This is a genomic window from Streptomyces sp. NK15101, from assembly GCF_020400725.1.
Taxonomy (GTDB): domain Bacteria; phylum Actinomycetota; class Actinomycetes; order Streptomycetales; family Streptomycetaceae; genus Streptomyces.
This window is the reverse complement of sequence record NZ_JAINVG010000038.1, coordinates 25,706-42,241: the sequence shown is the minus strand read 5'-3', so window position 1 is coordinate 42,241 and position 16,536 is coordinate 25,706. Positions and strand designations below refer to the sequence as shown.

The window sequence follows — 16,536 nt, the reverse complement described above, 5'->3', positions numbered from 1 at the left end:
GGCCCTACGGCCGCCAGCTCCACGGGTGGCCGTCCGCGCCCAGGCCCACCACGGTCGCCCCGCGGGGACCCAGGTGGAGCGCGGTCGAGACGGCCGCCTCCTTCCGCGTACGGAGCCGGCCGCCGGTCCTCAGAGCCACCCGGCCCTCCTCGTCCGTGCCGAGCAGCACGGTCCCGAGCGCGGCCGACCGTGCGGCGACCACGCCCCCGTACCCGTCGAGACCGGCGTCGCCGCCCGGGCCGGCCAACCGCGCGGACGCCGGTGCCCGGTGGTACAGCACGCCGTCCGCGCTCGCCACCGTGGACCCGGAGAGCGGCAGCGCGGCCCGCCGGGGGACCCCGTCCACCCAGTGCCGCACGGCGTCCCGCCCCGCCGCGTACACGTGCACCCGGCCCGCCGCGTCCGCCGAGACGGCCAGCCCGTCCTGGACCTCCGCGTCGCCGGGGAGCGGCCGCCACGGGGACCAGGAGCCGTCCGCCGCCCGGACCCGCGTCGAGACGCCCTTGTCCGCGTTCCGCACGAAGAGGTGGACCCGGCCGTCGGGGGCCGCGAGGGCCACCGGCGCGCCGATCCTGCGGCCCCGGTCGTCCGAGCGCTCCGGGTTCCCCAGGCCCCGCCAGGCCAGGAAGCCGCCGCCGGGCGAGCGCTGCTCCAGGAGCACCACCTCGCGCCGGTTGGCCCCGCCGTGCCCGTCGAGCGCGGCGAACCGCACTCCGAGGAGCAGCACCCGGCCGTCGCCGAGCACCGCCGAGCCGAGCGCCGGCGCGAGCGGGCCGCCGCCCAGGTCCACCGGCTCGCCCCAGACGCCGGGCGCGGACTCCCGCCAGCGGACCGCGCGCAGCCCCAGCACCCCGTACGCCGCGAGCCGGCCGTCCGGCTCCTCGGCGAGGGCCGGGCCCGCGCCCGGCCAGCGGTGGTGCGTGGAGCGCACCCAGCCCTTGCGGTTGGTCAGCGGACGGTCGCCGCCGACGCCGTAGTCGCCGCAGCCGGAGGGGTTCCCGCACCGCCAGGACGGGGCGCCGCCGTAAGGGACGAGCCGGGCGGCCTTCTCCGCCAGGACCCCGGGCGGGAGGTTCTTGGGCCAGTGGCGGTTGTAGTAGCCGCGGAAGGCGGTGGTGGTGAAGGCGGGCACCGGTTCGCCCTCCCGGACCGCCTCCGCGACCCAGCGGCTCAGCGCGGCCCAGGTGAAGGAGGCGACCGCGGTGTGGTCCCCGTGGTCGGCGTACCCCGGCTGCTCGGAGTCCCGCTTCCGGGTCGCCTCGTCGCTGTGCTGGATGTCGGGGTCCGGGTCCAGGGTGTGCACGACCGTGGGCCGGTGGCGGCGCAGCAGGGCGACGAGGGCGTCGACCAGCCGGTCGTAGTCGTAGGTGTCCGCGCGGGTGACGGGGGAGCCGGCCGACAGATGGGTGCGCAGCTCCAGGGCCCGGTCCTGCCAGAGCGCGGGCACGGCCATGTAGCGGCGGTTCGTGTGCATCGGCAGGTTGAGGAAGACCAGCTCGACCCTGCGGGAGCCGTGCGCGAGGGTGTCGGCCTCCGCCCGCCGGCCGCCGGGGAGCGTCAGCACCTCGCGGCGCCACGGCGTGAACGCGGGGAGGCCGAGCGCCACCGCGTACGCCTGGCGCAGGCCCTGGTGGCGGGCGGCGGAGTAGGCCGCCCGGTCCGGGGGAGTCTCCGGCATCCCCGCGATCCGGTTCCGTCCGGTGTGCTCGCCGGCCGTCACGTACACGGAGACGAGCGGGACGCCCGCGTCGAGCAGCCGCTGCGTGTCCGGGTTCATGAAGTACAGGTCGTCGTCCGGGTGTGCGGAGAACTGCATGAGCAGCGGTCGCCGGGCCCGCGCGGAGGCGATCGGCCTGCCGGGCGCCGGATCGGCCGTCGGCGTGGTCCGGCGCGGCTCCGGTACGGAGCATCCGGCGGCGGCCGCGGTGACCGCGAGGGCGGCGAGAACCGTCCGCCGACGGGGTGGAGTGTGCAATGCGGGCCCCTTCGCTCATCCGTCCACAGGAAGACGGGTGTGCGAGCGGTGAGGTTGTGCCTCGGCGGGTCCCGCGCAGAGATCTTCGGAAAAGATCTTGGAAATGCTGCGGACGGATGTCGAGAGCGCGATCCTGGCAACGACCGAAGGGTGACAGCGCGCCACCGGGGCGGGCGGGACGGGGAGGACACCCGAGATGAAGTACGTCGCGATGATCTACGGCAACCAGGCCAAGTGGGACTCCTTCCCGGCCGAGGCCTGGCCCGAGGCGATCGCCCGGCAGGAGGCCTTCAACCGCAGGTACCGGGAGAGCGGCGAGCTGATCGGCGCGTACGGCCTCGCCGACGCGGCCGCCGCCCAGCTCGTCCGCCGCGAGGGCGGGGCCCCCGCTGTCACCGACGGCCCGTACCTGGAGACCAAGGAGTACCTCGCCAGCTTCTACCTGCTCGACTGCGACAGCCTGGAGCGGGCCCAGGAGATCGCCGCCGACATGCCCTTCGCGGACGTCGACCCCGTCGAGCTGTGGCCGGTCCTGCACGAGTCCGCGGCGGACGTGTGACCGGCGTGCGCGGGAACGGGGACCGGGTGACCGGCGCGCACGGGAGCGGGGACCCGGAGCCGTGAACGACCCGCATGACATCGAGGACCTGCTGCGCAGCCACGCGCCGCAGGTCCTCGGCGCGCTCGTCCGCCGCCACGGCAGCTTCGACCTCTGCGAGGACGCCGTCCAGGAGGCCCTGATCGCGGCCGCGCGGCAGTGGCCCGAGGACGGGGTGCCCGAGCACCCGCGCGGCTGGCTGCTGACCGTCGCCACCCGCAGGTTCGTCGACCTGGTGCGCGCCGAGGCCGCCCGCCGCCGCCGGGAGGACGCCGTCGCGGTCGCCACCCCGGACTCCGAGCTCCTCGCGCGCGCCGCCGACGACGCTCCGGACACCGACCGGGACGACTCCCTGTCCCTGCTCTTCCTCTGCTGCCACCCGGACCTGTCGCCGTCCAGCCGGATCGCGCTCACCCTGCGGGCCGTCGGCGGCCTCACCACCGCGCAGATCGCCGCCGCCTTCCTCGTGCCCGAGCCGACCATGGCGCAGCGGATCAGCCGGGCCAAGCAGACGATCAGGGCCGGCGGCTGGTCGCTCGCGCTGCCCGAGGGCGAGGACCGGGCGTCCCGCCTCGCCGAGGTGCGGCACGTGCTCTACCTCGTCTTCAACGAGGGCTACACGGCCAGCGGCGGCGACGCGCTCATCGCGCCCGAGCTGTCCACGGAGGCGATCCGGCTGACCCGGATGCTGCACCGGCTCGTCCCCGACGACGCCGAGACGGCGGGCCTGCTCGCGCTGATGCTGCTCACCGACGCCCGCCGTCCGGCCCGCACGGGCCCGCACGGGGAACTCGTACCGCTCGCCGAGCAGGACCGGGGGAGCTGGGACGGCGGCCTGATCGCCGAGGGCGTGGAGCTGATCAGCCGCACCCTGCCGCGGGGCCGGGTCGGCCCGTACCAGCTCCAGGCGGCGATCGCGGCCGTGCACGACGAGGCCCCGTCCGCCGAGGCCACGGACTGGCCGCAGATCCTCGCCCTGTACGAACTCCTGGAGCGCACCGGGCCGAACCCGATGGTGACCCTCAACCGCGCGGTCGCCGTCGCCATGGTCCACGGACCGCGGGCCGGCCTGGACCTCCTCGACGGCCTCGTGGCGGACCGGCGGCTCGCCCGGAACCACCGCCTCCTCGCCACCCGGGCGCATCTGCTCGAACTCCTCGGCGAGAAGGAGGGCGCGGCCGACGCCTACCGCGAGGCGGCCCGGCACACCACGAGCGCGCCCGAGCGGCGGCATCTGACGGAGCGGGCCCGGCGTCTGGGGTGACGGGCGAGAGGGGGCGTGCGCGTCAGAAGTGCGCGCCCCGGCGCATGGGCGTACGTGACGTGGGGTACAGTCTTCGACCCCGATTGGCGGCCGCATGGCCCCGTATGGCAGACTGTCGGGGTTGCTCGGTTGAGTGCCGATGCTGCGCGCCTCCCGTCGGGAGGACCGGAAGCGAGTCCCACAGTACTCGTCGCTCCTTCTCAGGGGCGGACGTACGGGAATCTTCTGGGAAGCGTCAGCGGGGTGCCGGCCAGGCGCCCGGTGGGTGTTCAGCCCCCGGCCTGCGGTCGTGGCGACCGTGCCCCCTTGGTTGGGAGATCCCTAGGGATTTCTGCGTAGAGGGAGCGCGACACGCCCGACCGCGTGGGTCGGAGGGGGACGCGAACCGGCCGGGTTCCAGAGCGTTTACGAGAGACAAAGGACTACTAGTAGCCATGGCGGGACAGAAGATCCGCATCCGGCTCAAGGCCTACGACCACGAGGTCATCGACTCCTCGGCGAAGAAGATCGTCGAGACGGTGACCCGCACTGGTGCGTCGGTCGCGGGCCCGGTGCCGCTGCCCACTGAGAAGAACGTGTACTGCGTCATCAAGTCGCCGCACAAGTACAAGGACTCGCGCGAGCACTTCGAGATGCGCACGCACAAGCGCCTCATCGACATCCTCGACCCCACGCCGAAGACGGTTGACTCGCTCATGCGCCTCGACCTGCCGGCGGGCGTCGACATCGAGATCAAGCTCTGAGGTGACGCGCGAGATGGCTAAGAACATCAAGGGCATCCTGGGCGAGAAGCTCGGCATGACGCAGGTCTGGGACGAGAACAACCGGGTCGTCCCGGTGACCGTCGTCAAGGCCGGCCCGAATGTCGTGACCCAGGTCCGTACGAACGACGTCGACGGCTACGAGTCGGTCCAGATCGCCTTCGGCGAGATCGACCCGCGCAAGGTGAACAAGCCCCTCAAGGGCCACTTCGCCAAGGCCGACGTCACCCCGCGCCGCCACCTGGTGGAGCTCCGCACCGCTGACGCCTCCGAGTACACGCTCGGCCAGGAGATCACCGCCGAGGTCTTCGAGGCCGGCGTGAAGGTCGACGTCACCGGCAAGAGCAAGGGCAAGGGCTTCGCCGGTGCGATGAAGCGCCACAACTTCCGTGGTGGCAAGGCCTCGCACGGTGCCCACCGCGTGCACCGCAAGCCCGGTTCGATCGGTGGCTGCGCCACCCCGGGCCGTGTCTTCAAGGGCATGCGCATGGCCGGTCGCATGGGCAACGAGCGTGTGACCACCCAGAACCTGACCGTCCACGCCGTTGACGCCGAGAAGGGTCTGCTGCTCATCAAGGGCGCCGTCCCCGGCCCCAACGGTGGCCTCGTCCTGGTCCGCACCGCGGCCAAGGGGGTTTGAGGAACCGATGAGCACCATTGACATCCTTTCGCCGTCTGGCGACAAGGCCGGGACCGTCGAGCTCCCCGAGGAGATCTTCGGCGCCAAGGTCAGCGTCCCGCTGATCCACCAGGTCGTCGTCGCGCAGCTGGCCGCGGCCCGTCAGGGCACGCACAAGACCAAGACCCGTGGCGAAGTCCGCGGTGGTGGCAAGAAGCCTTACCGCCAGAAGGGCACCGGCCGCGCCCGTCAGGGTTCGACCCGCGCCCCGCAGTTCGCCGGTGGTGGCGTCGTGCACGGTCCCGTGCCGCGTGACTACTCGCAGCGGACCCCGAAGAAGATGAAGGCCGCCGCCCTCCGCGGTGCCCTGTCGGACCGGGCGAACCACTCCCGCATCCACGTCGTCACCGGCGTGGTCGAGGGTGCGATCTCCACCAAGGCCGCCAAGACGCTGTTCGGCAAGATCTCGGAGCGCAAGAACCTGCTCCTGGTCGCCGAGCGCTCCGACGAGGCCGCGTGGCTGTCCGCTCGTAACCTGCCCCAGGTGCACATCCTGGAGCCGGGCCAGCTCAACACGTACGACGTGATCGTCTCCGACGACGTGGTCTTCACCCAGGCCGCCCTCGAGTCCTTCGTGTCTGGCCCCCAGACCGCTGAGACCGAAGGGAGCGACGCCTGATGACTGAGGCCGTCGTCACCAGCAAGACCTTCTCGGACCCGCGCGACATTCTCGTCAAGCCGGTCGTCTCGGAGAAGAGCTACGCCCTGCTGGACGAGAACAAGTACACGTTCATCGTCGCGCCTGGCTCCAACAAGACCCAGATCAAGCAGGCCGTCGAGGCGGTCTTCTCGGTCAAGGTCACCGGGGTCAACACGATCAACCGGCAGGGCAAGCGCAAGCGCACCCGCACCGGTTTCGGTAAGCGCGCCAACACCAAGCGCGCCATCGTGACCCTTGCCGAGGGCAACCGTATCGACATCTTCGGCGGTCCGACCGCCTAACGGCGGTCTGGATCGTCCGGAATCGGACGAGGACTGAGAAATGGGAATCCGCAAGTACAAGCCGACTACGCCGGGCCGTCGTGGCTCCTCCGTAGCCGACTTCGTCGAGATCACGCGGTCCACGCCGGAGAAGTCGCTGGTCCGCCCCCTGCACAGCAAGGGCGGCCGTAACAACACCGGTCGTGTGACCGTCCGTCACCAGGGCGGTGGCCACAAGCGCGCCTACCGCGTGATCGACTTCCGTCGTCACGACAAGGACGGCGTGCCGGCCAAGGTCGCTCACATCGAGTACGACCCCAACCGCACCGCGCGCATCGCGCTCCTCCACTACGTGGACGGCGAGAAGCGCTACATCATCGCCCCCAAGGGTCTGACCCAGGGCGACCGCGTCGAGAACGGCCCGGGCGCGGACATCAAGCCCGGCAACAACCTGGCGCTCCGCAACATCCCGGTCGGTACCACGATCCACGCGATCGAGCTCCGTCCCGGTGGCGGCGCCAAGTTCGCCCGCTCGGCCGGTGCCTCCGTGCAGCTGCTGGCGAAGGAGGGCACGATGGCCCACCTCCGCATGCCGTCCGGTGAGATCCGTCTCGTCGACGCCCGCTGCCGCGCCACCATCGGCGAGGTCGGCAACGCCGAGCAGTCGAACATCAACTGGGGCAAGGCCGGCCGCAAGCGCTGGCTGGGCGTTCGCCCGACCGTCCGTGGTGTGGCGATGAACCCGGTCGACCACCCGCACGGTGGTGGTGAGGGCAAGACCTCCGGTGGTCGCCACCCGGTCTCCCCGTGGGGTCAGAAGGAGGGTCGTACTCGTTCGCCGAAGAAGGCTTCGAACAAGTACATCGTCCGCCGCCGCAAGACGAACAAGAAGCGCTAGGAGCGGGTTTAGATGCCGCGCAGTCTCAAGAAGGGACCCTTCGTCGACGGCCACCTCGTCAAGAAGGTGGACGCCCAGAACGAAGCCGGTACCAAGAACGTCATCAAGACCTGGTCCCGTCGCTCGATGATCATCCCGGCCATGCTCGGCCACACGATCGCGGTGCACAACGGCAAGACCCACATTCCGGTGTTTGTCACCGAGTCGATGGTCGGCCACAAGCTCGGCGAGTTCTCGCCGACGCGCACCTTCCGGGGTCACGTGAAGGACGACCGGAAGTCGAAGCGCCGCTAACAGCGGGGTGGAATGACCATGACAGACACTGGAAGGACAACCATGGAAGCCAGGGCCCAGGCGCGGTACATCCGCGTCACGCCCATGAAGGCCCGCCGCGTGGTGGACCTTATCCGTGGCATGGACGCCACGGAGGCTCAGGCGGTCCTGCGTTTCGCCCCGCAGGCCGCGAGCGTGCCGGTTGGCAAGGTGCTGGACAGCGCCATCGCCAACGCCGCGCACAACTACGACCACAGTGACGCCTCTTCGCTGTACATCAGCGAGGCGTACGTGGATGAGGGCCCGACCCTGAAGCGGTTCCGTCCGCGTGCCCAGGGCCGCGCCTACCGGATCCGTAAGCGGACCAGCCACATCACCGTGGTCGTCAGCAGCAAGGAAGGAACCCGGTAATGGGCCAGAAGGTTAACCCGCATGGGTTCCGGCTCGGCATCACCACGGACTTCAAGTCCCGCTGGTACGCCGACAAGCTGTACAAGGACTACGTCAAGGAAGACGTCGCCATCCGTCGGATGATGACGTCCGGCATGGAGCGCGCGGGCATCTCGAAGGTCGAGATCGAGCGCACCCGTGACCGCGTGCGGGTGGACATCCACACCGCGCGTCCCGGCATCGTCATCGGCCGCCGTGGCGCCGAGGCCGACCGCATCCGCGGCGACCTCGAGAAGCTCACGGGCAAGCAGGTCCAGCTGAACATCCTCGAGGTCAAGAACCCCGAGATGGACGCCCAGCTGGTCGCCCAGGCCGTTGCCGAGCAGCTCTCCTCCCGCGTCTCCTTCCGTCGTGCCATGCGCAAGAGCATGCAGGGCACGATGAAGGCCGGCGCCAAGGGAATCAAGATCCAGTGCGGCGGCCGTCTCGGCGGCGCCGAGATGTCCCGCTCGGAGTTCTACCGCGAGGGCCGCGTGCCCCTGCACACGCTCCGCGCGAACGTCGACTACGGCTTCTTCGAGGCCAAGACCACCTTCGGCCGCATCGGCGTGAAGGTCTGGATCTACAAGGGCGACGTCAAGAACATCGCCGAGGTCCGCGCCGAGAACGCCGCTGCCCGTGCGGGTAACCGCCCGGCCCGTGGCGCCGGCGCTGGCGACCGCCCGGCCGGCCGTGGCCGCGGTGGCGAGCGTGGCGGCCGCGGCCGCAAGCCGCAGCAGTCGGCTCCGGCCGCCGAGGCCCCCAAGGCCGAGGCTGCCGCCGCTGCTCCGGCTGAGAGCACCGGAACGGAGGCCTGACCGACATGCTGATCCCCCGTAGGGTCAAGCACCGCAAGCAGCACCACCCGAAGCGCTCCGGCGCCAGCAAGGGTGGTACGCAGGTTGCGTTCGGCGAGTACGGCATTCAGGCCCTTACGCCGGCGTACGTGACCAACCGCCAGATCGAGGCGGCTCGTATCGCGATGACCCGCCACATCAAGCGTGGCGGCAAGGTCTGGATCAACATCTACCCGGACCGCCCGCTGACGAAGAAGCCCGCCGAGACCCGCATGGGTTCCGGTAAGGGTTCTCCGGAGTGGTGGATCGCGAACGTCAAGCCGGGTCGGGTGATGTTCGAACTGTCCTACCCGAACGAGAAGATCGCGCGCGAGGCCCTGACCCGTGCGGCCCACAAGCTGCCGATGAAGTGCAAGATCGTGAAGCGCGAAGCAGGTGAGCTGTGATGTCGGCCGGTACCAAGGCGTCCGAGCTGCGCGAGCTGGGCAACGAGGAGCTTCTCAACAAGCTCCGCGAGGCCAAGGAAGAGCTGTTCAACCTCCGCTTCCAGGCGGCGACGGGTCAGCTCGAGAACCACGGTCGGCTCAAGTCCGTCCGTAAGGACATCGCCCGGATCTACACCCTGATGCGTGAGCGTGAGCTGGGCATCGAGACGGTGGAGAACGCCTGATGAGCGAGAGCAACGTGACTGAGAAGACCGAGCGCAACGCTCGTAAGGTCCGCGAGGGCCTCGTCGTCAGCGACAAGATGGACAAGACCGTCGTCGTCGCTGTCGAGGACCGCGTCAAGCACGCGCTGTACGGCAAGGTCATCCGCCGTACGAACAAGCTCAAGGCTCACGACGAGCAGAACGCTGCCGGCATCGGCGACCGCGTCCTCCTGATGGAGACCCGGAAGCTGTCCGCCACGAAGCACTGGCGCGTCGTCGAGATCCTCGAGAAGGCCAAGTAAGGAATTTCCCGCAAGGGAGATCCCACATGTTCAGCCTGAGGGGTTTTCCTCAGGTCAGTTCCGCCAGGCTCGGCAGGGGCACTCCGGTGCCCCTGCCGGGAACCGGCAGACAATCAGGAGATAGACGTGATCCAGCAGGAGTCGCGACTGCGTGTCGCCGACAACACTGGTGCCAAGGAGATCCTTTGCATCCGTGTTCTCGGTGGCTCGGGTCGCCGCTACGCGGGCATCGGTGACGTCATCGTCGCCACCGTCAAGGACGCGATCCCCGGTGGCAACGTGAAGAAGGGTGACGTCGTCAAGGCGGTCATCGTTCGCACCGTCAAGGAGCGCCGCCGCCAGGACGGCTCGTACATCCGCTTCGACGAGAACGCCGCTGTCATTCTCAAGAACGACGGCGACCCTCGTGGCACCCGTATCTTCGGCCCGGTCGGCCGTGAGCTGCGCGAGAAGAAGTTCATGAAGATCATCTCGCTCGCGCCGGAGGTGCTGTAAGCATGAAGATCAAGAAGGGCGACCTGGTCCAGGTCATCACCGGTAAGGACAAGGGCAAGCAGGGCAAGGTCATCACGGCCTTCCCGCGCGAGAACCGCGTCCTGGTCGAGGGTGTCAACCGGGTCAAGAAGCACACCAAGGCCGGCCCCTCGCAGGCCGGTGGCATCGTCACGACCGAGGCTCCGGTCCACGTCTCCAACGTCCAGCTGGTCGTGGAGAAGGACGGCAAGAAGGTCGTCACGCGTGTCGGTTACCGCTTCGACGACGAGGGCAACAAGATCCGCGTTGCCAAGCGGACGGGTGAGGACATCTGATGGCTACCACCACTCCGCGTCTCAAGACGAAGTACCGCGAGGAGATCGCGGGCAAGCTGCGTGACGAGTTCAAGTACGAGAACGTCATGCAGATCCCCGGCCTCGTCAAGATCGTGGTCAACATGGGTGTCGGCGACGCCGCCCGTGACTCGAAGCTGATCGACGGCGCGATCCGCGACCTCACGACGATCACCGGTCAGAAGCCGGCCGTCACGAAGGCCCGCAAGTCCATCGCGCAGTTCAAGCTCCGCGAGGGCCAGCCGATCGGCGCCCACGTCACGCTCCGTGGCGACCGCATGTGGGAGTTCCTGGACCGCACCCTGTCGCTCGCGCTCCCGCGCATCCGCGACTTCCGCGGCCTGTCCCCCAAGCAGTTCGACGGCCGTGGCAACTACACCTTCGGTCTCACGGAGCAGGTCATGTTCCACGAGATCGACCAGGACAAGATCGACCGTGTCCGGGGTATGGACATCACCGTGGTGACCACGGCGACCAACGACGACGAGGGCCGTGCCCTTCTGCGTCACCTCGGCTTCCCGTTCAAGGAGGCGTAAGCGAGATGGCGAAGAAGGCTCTCATCGCGAAGGCTGCCCGCAAGCCCAAGTTCGGCGTGCGTGGCTACACGCGCTGCCAGCGCTGTGGTCGTCCCCACTCCGTGTACCGCAAGTTCGGCCTCTGCCGCGTGTGCCTCCGTGAGATGGCTCACCGTGGCGAGCTGCCGGGCGTGACCAAGAGCTCCTGGTAATCCCCCAGTTGGGATGACCGGAGTCTCTCGGTAAGCATTGGGTCGGCGGAGGCCCACCCCCGCATGCCTTAGGCTTGTGGGGTTGGGCGTCCGCCGCCCGTACGACTTACTACGCCGTAGGTCCCCGCGCCGCACCCGTCCCGCCCCTGTGTGGGGAGAGGGATGGCGCACTGGAAACCCCGGCGAGAGAGGCCGAAGGCCAATTCATGACCATGACTGATCCGATCGCGGACATGCTGACTCGTCTGCGTAACGCGAACTCGGCATACCACGACTCCGTGACGATGCCGCACAGCAAGATCAAGTCTCACATCGCGGAAATCCTCCAGCAGGAGGGCTTCATCACGGGCTGGAAGGTCGAGGACGCCGAGGTCGGCAAGAACCTCGTGCTCGACCTCAAGTTCGGTCCGAACCGTGAGCGCTCCATCGCGGGCATCAAGCGGATCTCGAAGCCGGGCCTCCGGGTTTACGCGAAGTCCACCAACCTGCCGAAGGTCCTCGGCGGCCTGGGCGTGGCGATCATCTCCACGTCCCACGGTCTCCTGACCGGTCAGCAGGCGCAGAAGAAGGGCGTGGGTGGGGAAGTCCTCGCCTACGTCTGGTAGTCGGGAACGGAGGAATAGCTAATGTCGCGTATTGGCAAGCTCCCCATCACGGTTCCCGCCGGCGTGGACGTCACCATCGAGGGCCGCACGGTCACGGTCAAGGGTTCCAAGGGCACCCTGAGCCACACCGTCGCCGCGCCGATCGAGATCGTTAAGGGCGAGGATGGCGTGCTCAACGTCAACCGTCCGAACGACGAGCGTCAGAACAAGGCCCTGCACGGCCTGTCCCGCACGCTGGTGGCCAACATGATCACCGGTGTGACCCAGGGGTACGTGAAGGCGCTCGAGATCAGCGGTGTCGGTTACCGCGTGGCCGCGAAGGGCTCCGCTCTGGAGTTCCAGCTCGGCTACAGCCACCCGATCGTGGTCGAGGCGCCCGAGGGCATCTCGTTCAAGGTCGAGTCGCCGACCAAGTTCTCGGTCGAGGGCATCGACAAGCAGAAGGTCGGCGAGGTCGCCGCCAACATCCGCAAGCTTCGCAAGCCCGACCCCTACAAGGCCAAGGGCGTGAAGTACGCGGGCGAGGTCATCCGCCGCAAGGTCGGAAAGGCTGGTAAGTAAGCCATGGCATACGGTGTGAAGATCGCCAAGGGCGACGCCTACAAGGGCGCCGCCAAGAAGCGCCGCCACATCCGCATCCGCAAGAACGTGTCGGGTACGGCGGAGCGTCCGCGCCTCGTCGTGACGCGTTCCAACCGCGGTATCACCGCTCAGGTCATCGACGACCTCAAGGGCCACACCCTTGCGTCGGCGTCGACCCTGGACGCGTCGATCCGCGGCGGCGAGGGTGACAAGTCCGCGCAGGCCAAGCAGGTCGGCGCCCTGGTCGCCGAGCGCGCCAAGGCCGCCGGCGTCGAGGCTGTCGTGTTCGACCGTGGTGGCAACAGGTACGCCGGGCGCATTGCCGCTCTGGCTGACGCCGCCCGCGAAGCCGGGCTGAAGTTCTAAGCCCCGGTTCCGGGACTAACGGACGTAACAGAGAGAGGTAATCCAATGGCTGGACCCCAGCGCCGCGGCAGCGGTGCCGGTGGCGGCGAGCGGCGGGACCGGAAGGGTCGCGACGGTGGCGCTGCCGCCGAGAAGACCGCGTACGTTGAGCGCGTTGTCGCGATCAACCGCGTCGCCAAGGTTGTCAAGGGTGGTCGTCGCTTCAGCTTCACCGCGCTCGTCGTGGTGGGTGACGGTGACGGCACCGTAGGTGTCGGTTACGGCAAGGCCAAGGAAGTTCCCGCGGCCATCGCCAAGGGCGTCGAGGAAGCCAAGAAGAACTTCTTCAAGGTTCCCCGCATCCAGGGCACCATCCCGCACCCGATCCAGGGCGAGAAGGCGGCCGGCGTTGTCCTGCTGAAGCCTGCTTCCCCCGGTACCGGTGTTATCGCCGGTGGCCCGGTGCGCGCCGTTCTGGAGTGCGCCGGCGTTCACGACATCCTGTCGAAGTCGCTCGGCTCCGACAACGCGATCAACATCGTGCACGCGACCGTGGAGGCCCTCAAGGGCCTGCAGCGTCCCGAGGAGATCGCGGCTCGCCGTGGTCTGCCGCTCGAGGACGTCGCCCCCGCGGCTCTGCTCCGTGCGCGTGCTGGGGCGGGTGTGTAATGGCTCGCCTCAAGGTCACGCAGACGAAGTCGTACATCGGCAGCAAGCAGAACCACCGCGACACCCTCCGTTCCCTGGGCCTCAAGCGCCTGGGTGACGTGGTTGTCAAGGAGGACCGCCCCGAGTTCCGCGGCATGGTGCACACCGTCCGCCACCTCGTGACGGTCGAGGAGGTTGACTGACATGGCGGAGAACAACCCGCTGAAGGCCCACAACCTCCGTCCGGCCCCGGGCGCCAAGACCGCCAAGACCCGTGTGGGTCGTGGTGAGGCGTCGAAGGGTAAGACGGCCGGTCGTGGTACGAAGGGTACGAAGGCCCGTTACCAGGTTCCGGAGCGCTTCGAGGGTGGCCAGATGCCCCTCCACATGCGCCTTCCGAAGCTGAAGGGCTTCAAGAACCCCTTCCGCACCGAGTACCAGGTCGTGAACCTGGACAAGCTCGCCGCGCTCTACCCGCAGGGTGGCGAGGTCACGGTGGCCGACCTGGTCGCCAAGGGTGCCGTTCGCAAGAACCAGCTCGTCAAGGTCCTGGGCCAGGGCGAGGTCTCCGTGGCGCTGCAGGTGACGGTCGACGCCGTCTCCGGCTCCGCCAAGGAGAAGATCGCCGCCGCCGGCGGCACCGTCACCGAGCTCGTCTGAGCTTCGGTCGACAGCTGAACAAGCCCGGCCGGTTCCCCCGTGGGGGAGCCGGCCGGGCTTGTTCGTACGCCGAGGAGACCGGCCCGCGGCCGAGGCGCGTCCCCGGCCCTCGCGACAGGGCCGGAGCCCGCTCCCGCCCCTGCCGTCCGGCTTCGGCGCGGTCGGCCCGCCGGACGTGCTCCTCCACGGGGCCCACGGCGGTCGCCGCGGTGGGTGACGCCCTCACCGGTGTCCCCCGGAAGTGGTAACGGCGGGCGCCGGCACCCGGTCGCCGCGGAACGGCCCGATCGGTCTCCCGGCGGCGGGGGCGCCGCCATGACGGCCGCTGGTCGGAACGGACGCCGGACCGGAGCCGTACGCCCGGGACCGGGGGTCCGTTTCCGGCCGGGGACGCCTTCCAAAAGGTGCATCCCCGGTTGGTCGTTCCTAGGGGGGCATGGTCGCCGGTAAGGTGGCGTGCACTGTCTAAACTCCGTGCGGTATGCCCGCACGGGATTGATGACCGATAACCAATCGTCGAACCTCAAGACCGTCACCCTTGACGCATAGCGCGGGGGTCGCAGGAGGCACCGTGCTCACCGCGTTCGCCCGGGCGTTCAAGACGCCCGACCTGCGCAAGAAGCTGCTCTTCACGCTCGGCATCATCGTGCTGTACCGCCTGGGGGCCCACATCCCGGTCCCCGGCGTCAGCTACGAGGCCGTACAGCAGTGTGTCAAGCAGGCCAGCGAGGGCAACAACAGCCTGTTCGGCCTGGTCAACATGTTCAGTGGCGGGGCGCTGCTGCAGATCACCATCTTCGCGCTCGGCATCATGCCGTACATCACGGCGAGCATCATCCTGCAGCTGCTGACCGTCGTGATCCCCCGCCTCGAAGCCCTCAAGAAGGAGGGTCAGGCCGGTACTGCCAAGATCACGCAGTACACCCGGTACCTGACCGTGGCCCTCGCCATCCTCCAGGGCACCGGTCTCGTCGCCACCGCCAAGAGCGGCGCGCTCTTCAGCGGCTGCATCGTCGCCGACCAGGTCGTGCCCGACCAGTCGATCTTCACCATCGCCACGATGGTCATCACGATGACCGCGGGCACCGGCGTGGTCATGTGGCTCGGTGAGCTGATCACTGACCGCGGCATCGGCAACGGAATGTCGATCCTGATGTTCATCTCGATCGCGGCCGGCTTCCCGGGCGCCCTGTGGGCCATCAAGAAGAGCGGCAAGCTCGCCCAGGGCTGGATCGAGTTCGGCGTCGTCATCCTCATCGGTTTCGTGATGGTGGCCCTCGTGGTCTTCGTCGAGCAGGCCCAGCGACGCATTCCGGTCCAGTACGCGAAGCGGATGATCGGCCGCAGGTCGTACGGCGGTACGTCCACTTACATCCCTTTGAAGGTGAACCAGGCCGGTGTGATTCCTGTCATCTTCGCGTCGTCGCTTCTCTACATCCCGGCCTTGATCGCGCAGTTCTCGAACAGCACCGCGGGCTGGAAGACCTGGATCGAAGCCCACTTCGTCAAGGGTGACCACCCCTACTACATCACCGCGTACTTCCTCCTGATCGTGTTCTTCGCCTTCTTCTACGTGGCGATCTCGTTCAACCCCGAGGAAGTTGCGGACAACATGAAGAAGTATGGTGGCTTCATCCCGGGTATCCGGGCTGGTCGACCTACTGCCGAGTATCTGAGCTACGTGCTCAACCGGATCACTTGGCCGGGCTCGCTGTACTTGGGTCTGATCGCTCTCGTGCCGACGATGGCGTTGGCAGGCTTCGGCGGGGCCAATTCCAACTTCCCCTTCGGCGGGACGAGCATCCTCATCATCGTGGGTGTGGGGCTGGAGACCGTGAAGCAGATCGAGAGCCAGCTCCAGCAGCGCAATTACGAAGGGTTCCTCCGCTGATGCGAATCGTCCTCGTCGGACCGCCCGGTGCGGGCAAGGGCACGCAGGCCGCGTACCTCGCCAAGAACCTGGGCATCCCGCACATCTCTACGGGCGACCTGTTCCGTGCCAACATCTCGCAGGGCACGCCGCTGGGCGTAGAGGCGCAGTCGTACATGAAGGCCGGCCAGCTCGTGCCGGACTCCGTGACGATCGGGATGGCCGAGGACCGCATGCGCCAGGCGGACGCCGAGGGCGGCTTCCTGCTCGACGGGTTCCCGCGGAACGTGGCCCAGGCCCAGGCCCTGGACGCGTTCCTCAAGGCCGACGGCATCGAGCTGGACGCGGTCCTGGACCTGGAGGTCCCCGAGGACGAGGTCGTGAAGCGGATCGCGGGTCGCCGCATCTGCCGCAAGGACTCCGCGCACGTCTTCCACGTGACGTACAACGCCCCGAAGACCGAGGGCGTCTGCGACGTCTGCGGCGGCGAGCTGTACCAGCGCGACGACGACACGGAGGAGACCGTCCGCAAGCGCCTGGCGGTCTACCACACGGAGACCGAGCCGATCATCGACTACTACCGGGCGCAGAACCTGGTCGAGACGATCTCGGCGCTCGGCAAGGTGGACGAGGTCACCGCCAAGGCGATGGCCGCGCTCAAGAAGTAACCCCGGTTCGTTCGACACGGCCGCGGTGCCCCTCGGGGGCGCCGCGGCCGTATCGTTG

26 protein-coding genes are annotated in these 16,536 nt (G+C 68.7%); 25 read left to right on the top strand and 1 reads right to left on the bottom strand.

Annotated elements, in window-relative coordinates; genetic code table 11:
* Positions 1-4: 4 nt before the first annotated feature.
* Positions 5-1,975, bottom strand: a complete 1,971-nt coding sequence (locus K7G60_RS21095; RefSeq protein ID WP_225802489.1) for a PIG-L family deacetylase — start codon at positions 1,973-1,975, stop codon at positions 5-7.
* A 196-nt stretch (positions 1,976-2,171) separates the two neighbouring features.
* Between K7G60_RS21095 and K7G60_RS21090 the strand changes: the two genes are divergently transcribed.
* From K7G60_RS21090 to K7G60_RS20970, 25 genes are all read left to right on the top strand, one after another.
* Positions 2,172-2,534 (top strand): YciI family protein, encoded by a 363-nt coding sequence (locus tag K7G60_RS21090; protein ID WP_030687822.1) that lies wholly within the window; start codon positions 2,172-2,174, stop codon positions 2,532-2,534.
* A gap of 61 nt (positions 2,535-2,595) precedes the next feature.
* Positions 2,596-3,837, top strand: coding sequence for an RNA polymerase sigma factor (locus K7G60_RS21085; protein ID WP_225802488.1), 1,242 nt, complete (start codon positions 2,596-2,598; stop codon positions 3,835-3,837).
* A 434-nt stretch (positions 3,838-4,271) separates the two neighbouring features.
* Positions 4,272-4,580, top strand: a complete 309-nt coding sequence (gene rpsJ / locus K7G60_RS21080) for a 30S ribosomal protein S10 (protein WP_003948644.1) — start codon at positions 4,272-4,274, stop codon at positions 4,578-4,580.
* Between the two features lie 13 nt (positions 4,581-4,593).
* Positions 4,594-5,238, top strand: a complete 645-nt coding sequence (rplC, locus tag K7G60_RS21075; protein WP_030687820.1) for a 50S ribosomal protein L3 — start codon at positions 4,594-4,596, stop codon at positions 5,236-5,238.
* A 7-nt stretch (positions 5,239-5,245) separates the two neighbouring features.
* Complete coding sequence (gene rplD / locus K7G60_RS21070) at positions 5,246-5,896, top strand: 50S ribosomal protein L4 (protein WP_225802487.1); 651 nt, start codon at positions 5,246-5,248, stop codon at positions 5,894-5,896.
* Positions 5,896-6,219, top strand: a complete 324-nt coding sequence (gene rplW, locus K7G60_RS21065) for a 50S ribosomal protein L23 (RefSeq protein WP_041130775.1) — start codon at positions 5,896-5,898, stop codon at positions 6,217-6,219. The genes rplD and rplW overlap by 1 nt, the downstream gene beginning before the upstream one ends.
* A gap of 40 nt (positions 6,220-6,259) precedes the next feature.
* Positions 6,260-7,096: a 50S ribosomal protein L2 gene (gene rplB / locus K7G60_RS21060; protein WP_030208986.1), complete on the top strand. Its 837-nt coding sequence runs from the start codon at positions 6,260-6,262 to the stop codon at positions 7,094-7,096.
* Positions 7,097-7,108: 12 nt separating this feature from the next.
* The gene (gene rpsS / locus K7G60_RS21055; RefSeq protein WP_015035577.1) at positions 7,109-7,390 is read left to right on the top strand and encodes a 30S ribosomal protein S19; all 282 of its coding nucleotides are present in this window, start codon (positions 7,109-7,111) and stop codon (positions 7,388-7,390) included.
* 42 nt (positions 7,391-7,432) lie between these two features.
* Positions 7,433-7,780, top strand: a complete 348-nt coding sequence (gene rplV, locus K7G60_RS21050; protein WP_030208989.1) for a 50S ribosomal protein L22 — start codon at positions 7,433-7,435, stop codon at positions 7,778-7,780.
* Positions 7,780-8,616, top strand: a complete 837-nt coding sequence (gene rpsC / locus K7G60_RS21045; protein ID WP_123454677.1) for a 30S ribosomal protein S3 — start codon at positions 7,780-7,782, stop codon at positions 8,614-8,616. Before rplV ends, rpsC begins: the two co-directional genes overlap by 1 nt.
* A gap of 5 nt (positions 8,617-8,621) precedes the next feature.
* Entirely contained in the window at positions 8,622-9,041 is a 420-nt protein-coding gene (gene rplP / locus K7G60_RS21040; protein WP_017239579.1) for a 50S ribosomal protein L16, read from the top strand.
* A complete protein-coding gene (gene rpmC, locus K7G60_RS21035) occupies positions 9,041-9,265 on the top strand; it encodes a 50S ribosomal protein L29 (protein ID WP_017239580.1) in 225 nt (74 codons plus the stop codon). Before rplP ends, rpmC begins: the two co-directional genes overlap by 1 nt.
* Positions 9,265-9,546 carry a 30S ribosomal protein S17 gene (gene rpsQ, locus K7G60_RS21030; RefSeq protein ID WP_030208995.1) on the top strand — a complete coding sequence of 94 codons (282 nt, stop codon included), beginning with the start codon at positions 9,265-9,267 and terminating at the stop codon, positions 9,544-9,546. Before rpmC ends, rpsQ begins: the two co-directional genes overlap by 1 nt.
* 126 nt (positions 9,547-9,672) lie before the next feature.
* Positions 9,673-10,041, top strand: a complete 369-nt coding sequence (gene rplN, locus K7G60_RS21025; RefSeq protein WP_003956455.1) for a 50S ribosomal protein L14 — start codon at positions 9,673-9,675, stop codon at positions 10,039-10,041.
* 2 nt (positions 10,042-10,043) lie between these two features.
* Positions 10,044-10,355, top strand: coding sequence for a 50S ribosomal protein L24 (gene rplX, locus K7G60_RS21020; RefSeq protein ID WP_015035583.1), 312 nt, complete (start codon positions 10,044-10,046; stop codon positions 10,353-10,355).
* The gene (rplE, locus tag K7G60_RS21015; protein WP_123454681.1) at positions 10,352-10,909 is read left to right on the top strand and encodes a 50S ribosomal protein L5; all 558 of its coding nucleotides are present in this window, start codon (positions 10,352-10,354) and stop codon (positions 10,907-10,909) included. Before rplX ends, rplE begins: the two co-directional genes overlap by 4 nt.
* Positions 10,910-10,914: 5 nt before the next feature.
* Positions 10,915-11,100 carry a type Z 30S ribosomal protein S14 gene (locus K7G60_RS21010; RefSeq protein ID WP_003948630.1) on the top strand — a complete coding sequence of 62 codons (186 nt, stop codon included), beginning with the start codon at positions 10,915-10,917 and terminating at the stop codon, positions 11,098-11,100.
* Between the two features lie 206 nt (positions 11,101-11,306).
* Positions 11,307-11,705, top strand: coding sequence for a 30S ribosomal protein S8 (gene rpsH / locus K7G60_RS21005; protein ID WP_041130779.1), 399 nt, complete (start codon positions 11,307-11,309; stop codon positions 11,703-11,705).
* Positions 11,706-11,726: 21 nt separating this feature from the next.
* Positions 11,727-12,266 (top strand): 50S ribosomal protein L6, encoded by a 540-nt coding sequence (gene rplF / locus K7G60_RS21000; RefSeq protein WP_225802486.1) that lies wholly within the window; start codon positions 11,727-11,729, stop codon positions 12,264-12,266.
* A 3-nt stretch (positions 12,267-12,269) separates the two neighbouring features.
* Complete coding sequence (gene rplR / locus K7G60_RS20995; protein WP_030687809.1) at positions 12,270-12,653, top strand: 50S ribosomal protein L18; 384 nt, start codon at positions 12,270-12,272, stop codon at positions 12,651-12,653.
* Between the two features lie 45 nt (positions 12,654-12,698).
* Positions 12,699-13,301: a 30S ribosomal protein S5 gene (gene rpsE, locus K7G60_RS20990; protein WP_007265914.1), complete on the top strand. Its 603-nt coding sequence runs from the start codon at positions 12,699-12,701 to the stop codon at positions 13,299-13,301.
* Positions 13,301-13,483, top strand: a complete 183-nt coding sequence (gene rpmD, locus K7G60_RS20985; protein ID WP_041130781.1) for a 50S ribosomal protein L30 — start codon at positions 13,301-13,303, stop codon at positions 13,481-13,483. Before rpsE ends, rpmD begins: the two co-directional genes overlap by 1 nt.
* Before the next feature lies 1 nt (position 13,484).
* Positions 13,485-13,940, top strand: a complete 456-nt coding sequence (gene rplO / locus K7G60_RS20980; RefSeq protein ID WP_030209011.1) for a 50S ribosomal protein L15 — start codon at positions 13,485-13,487, stop codon at positions 13,938-13,940.
* Positions 13,941-14,511: 571 nt separating this feature from the next.
* Entirely contained in the window at positions 14,512-15,831 is a 1,320-nt protein-coding gene (gene secY, locus K7G60_RS20975; protein WP_225802485.1) for a preprotein translocase subunit SecY, read from the top strand.
* Positions 15,831-16,478: an adenylate kinase gene (locus K7G60_RS20970; RefSeq protein ID WP_225802484.1), complete on the top strand. Its 648-nt coding sequence runs from the start codon at positions 15,831-15,833 to the stop codon at positions 16,476-16,478. Before secY ends, K7G60_RS20970 begins: the two co-directional genes overlap by 1 nt.
* The last annotated feature ends 58 nt before the right edge of the window (positions 16,479-16,536 follow it).

What these genes read in the sequence shown, in the direction of transcription:
- K7G60_RS21090 (WP_030687822.1), top strand. Translation starts at nt 2,172, where the DNA reads ATGAAGTACGTCGCGATGATCTACGGCAACCAGGCCAAGTGGGACTCC.
- rpsJ (WP_003948644.1), top strand. Translation starts at nt 4,272, where the DNA reads ATGGCGGGACAGAAGATCCGCATCCGGCTCAAGGCCTACGACCACGAG.
- rplC (WP_030687820.1), top strand. Translation starts at nt 4,594, where the DNA reads ATGGCTAAGAACATCAAGGGCATCCTGGGCGAGAAGCTCGGCATGACG.
- rplD (WP_225802487.1), top strand. Translation starts at nt 5,246, where the DNA reads ATGAGCACCATTGACATCCTTTCGCCGTCTGGCGACAAGGCCGGGACC.
- rplW (WP_041130775.1), top strand. Translation starts at nt 5,896, where the DNA reads ATGACTGAGGCCGTCGTCACCAGCAAGACCTTCTCGGACCCGCGCGAC.
- rplB (WP_030208986.1), top strand. Translation starts at nt 6,260, where the DNA reads ATGGGAATCCGCAAGTACAAGCCGACTACGCCGGGCCGTCGTGGCTCC.
- rpsS (WP_015035577.1), top strand. Translation starts at nt 7,109, where the DNA reads ATGCCGCGCAGTCTCAAGAAGGGACCCTTCGTCGACGGCCACCTCGTC.
- rplV (WP_030208989.1), top strand. Translation starts at nt 7,433, where the DNA reads ATGGAAGCCAGGGCCCAGGCGCGGTACATCCGCGTCACGCCCATGAAG.
- rpsC (WP_123454677.1), top strand. Translation starts at nt 7,780, where the DNA reads ATGGGCCAGAAGGTTAACCCGCATGGGTTCCGGCTCGGCATCACCACG.
- rplP (WP_017239579.1), top strand. Translation starts at nt 8,622, where the DNA reads ATGCTGATCCCCCGTAGGGTCAAGCACCGCAAGCAGCACCACCCGAAG.
- rpmC (WP_017239580.1), top strand. Translation starts at nt 9,041, where the DNA reads ATGTCGGCCGGTACCAAGGCGTCCGAGCTGCGCGAGCTGGGCAACGAG.
- rpsQ (WP_030208995.1), top strand. Translation starts at nt 9,265, where the DNA reads ATGAGCGAGAGCAACGTGACTGAGAAGACCGAGCGCAACGCTCGTAAG.
- rplX (WP_015035583.1), top strand. Translation starts at nt 10,044, where the DNA reads ATGAAGATCAAGAAGGGCGACCTGGTCCAGGTCATCACCGGTAAGGAC.
- K7G60_RS21010 (WP_003948630.1), top strand. Translation starts at nt 10,915, where the DNA reads ATGGCGAAGAAGGCTCTCATCGCGAAGGCTGCCCGCAAGCCCAAGTTC.
- rpsH (WP_041130779.1), top strand. Translation starts at nt 11,307, where the DNA reads ATGACCATGACTGATCCGATCGCGGACATGCTGACTCGTCTGCGTAAC.
- rplF (WP_225802486.1), top strand. Translation starts at nt 11,727, where the DNA reads ATGTCGCGTATTGGCAAGCTCCCCATCACGGTTCCCGCCGGCGTGGAC.
- rplR (WP_030687809.1), top strand. Translation starts at nt 12,270, where the DNA reads ATGGCATACGGTGTGAAGATCGCCAAGGGCGACGCCTACAAGGGCGCC.
- rpsE (WP_007265914.1), top strand. Translation starts at nt 12,699, where the DNA reads ATGGCTGGACCCCAGCGCCGCGGCAGCGGTGCCGGTGGCGGCGAGCGG.
- rpmD (WP_041130781.1), top strand. Translation starts at nt 13,301, where the DNA reads ATGGCTCGCCTCAAGGTCACGCAGACGAAGTCGTACATCGGCAGCAAG.
- rplO (WP_030209011.1), top strand. Translation starts at nt 13,485, where the DNA reads ATGGCGGAGAACAACCCGCTGAAGGCCCACAACCTCCGTCCGGCCCCG.
- K7G60_RS20970 (WP_225802484.1), top strand. Translation starts at nt 15,831, where the DNA reads ATGCGAATCGTCCTCGTCGGACCGCCCGGTGCGGGCAAGGGCACGCAG.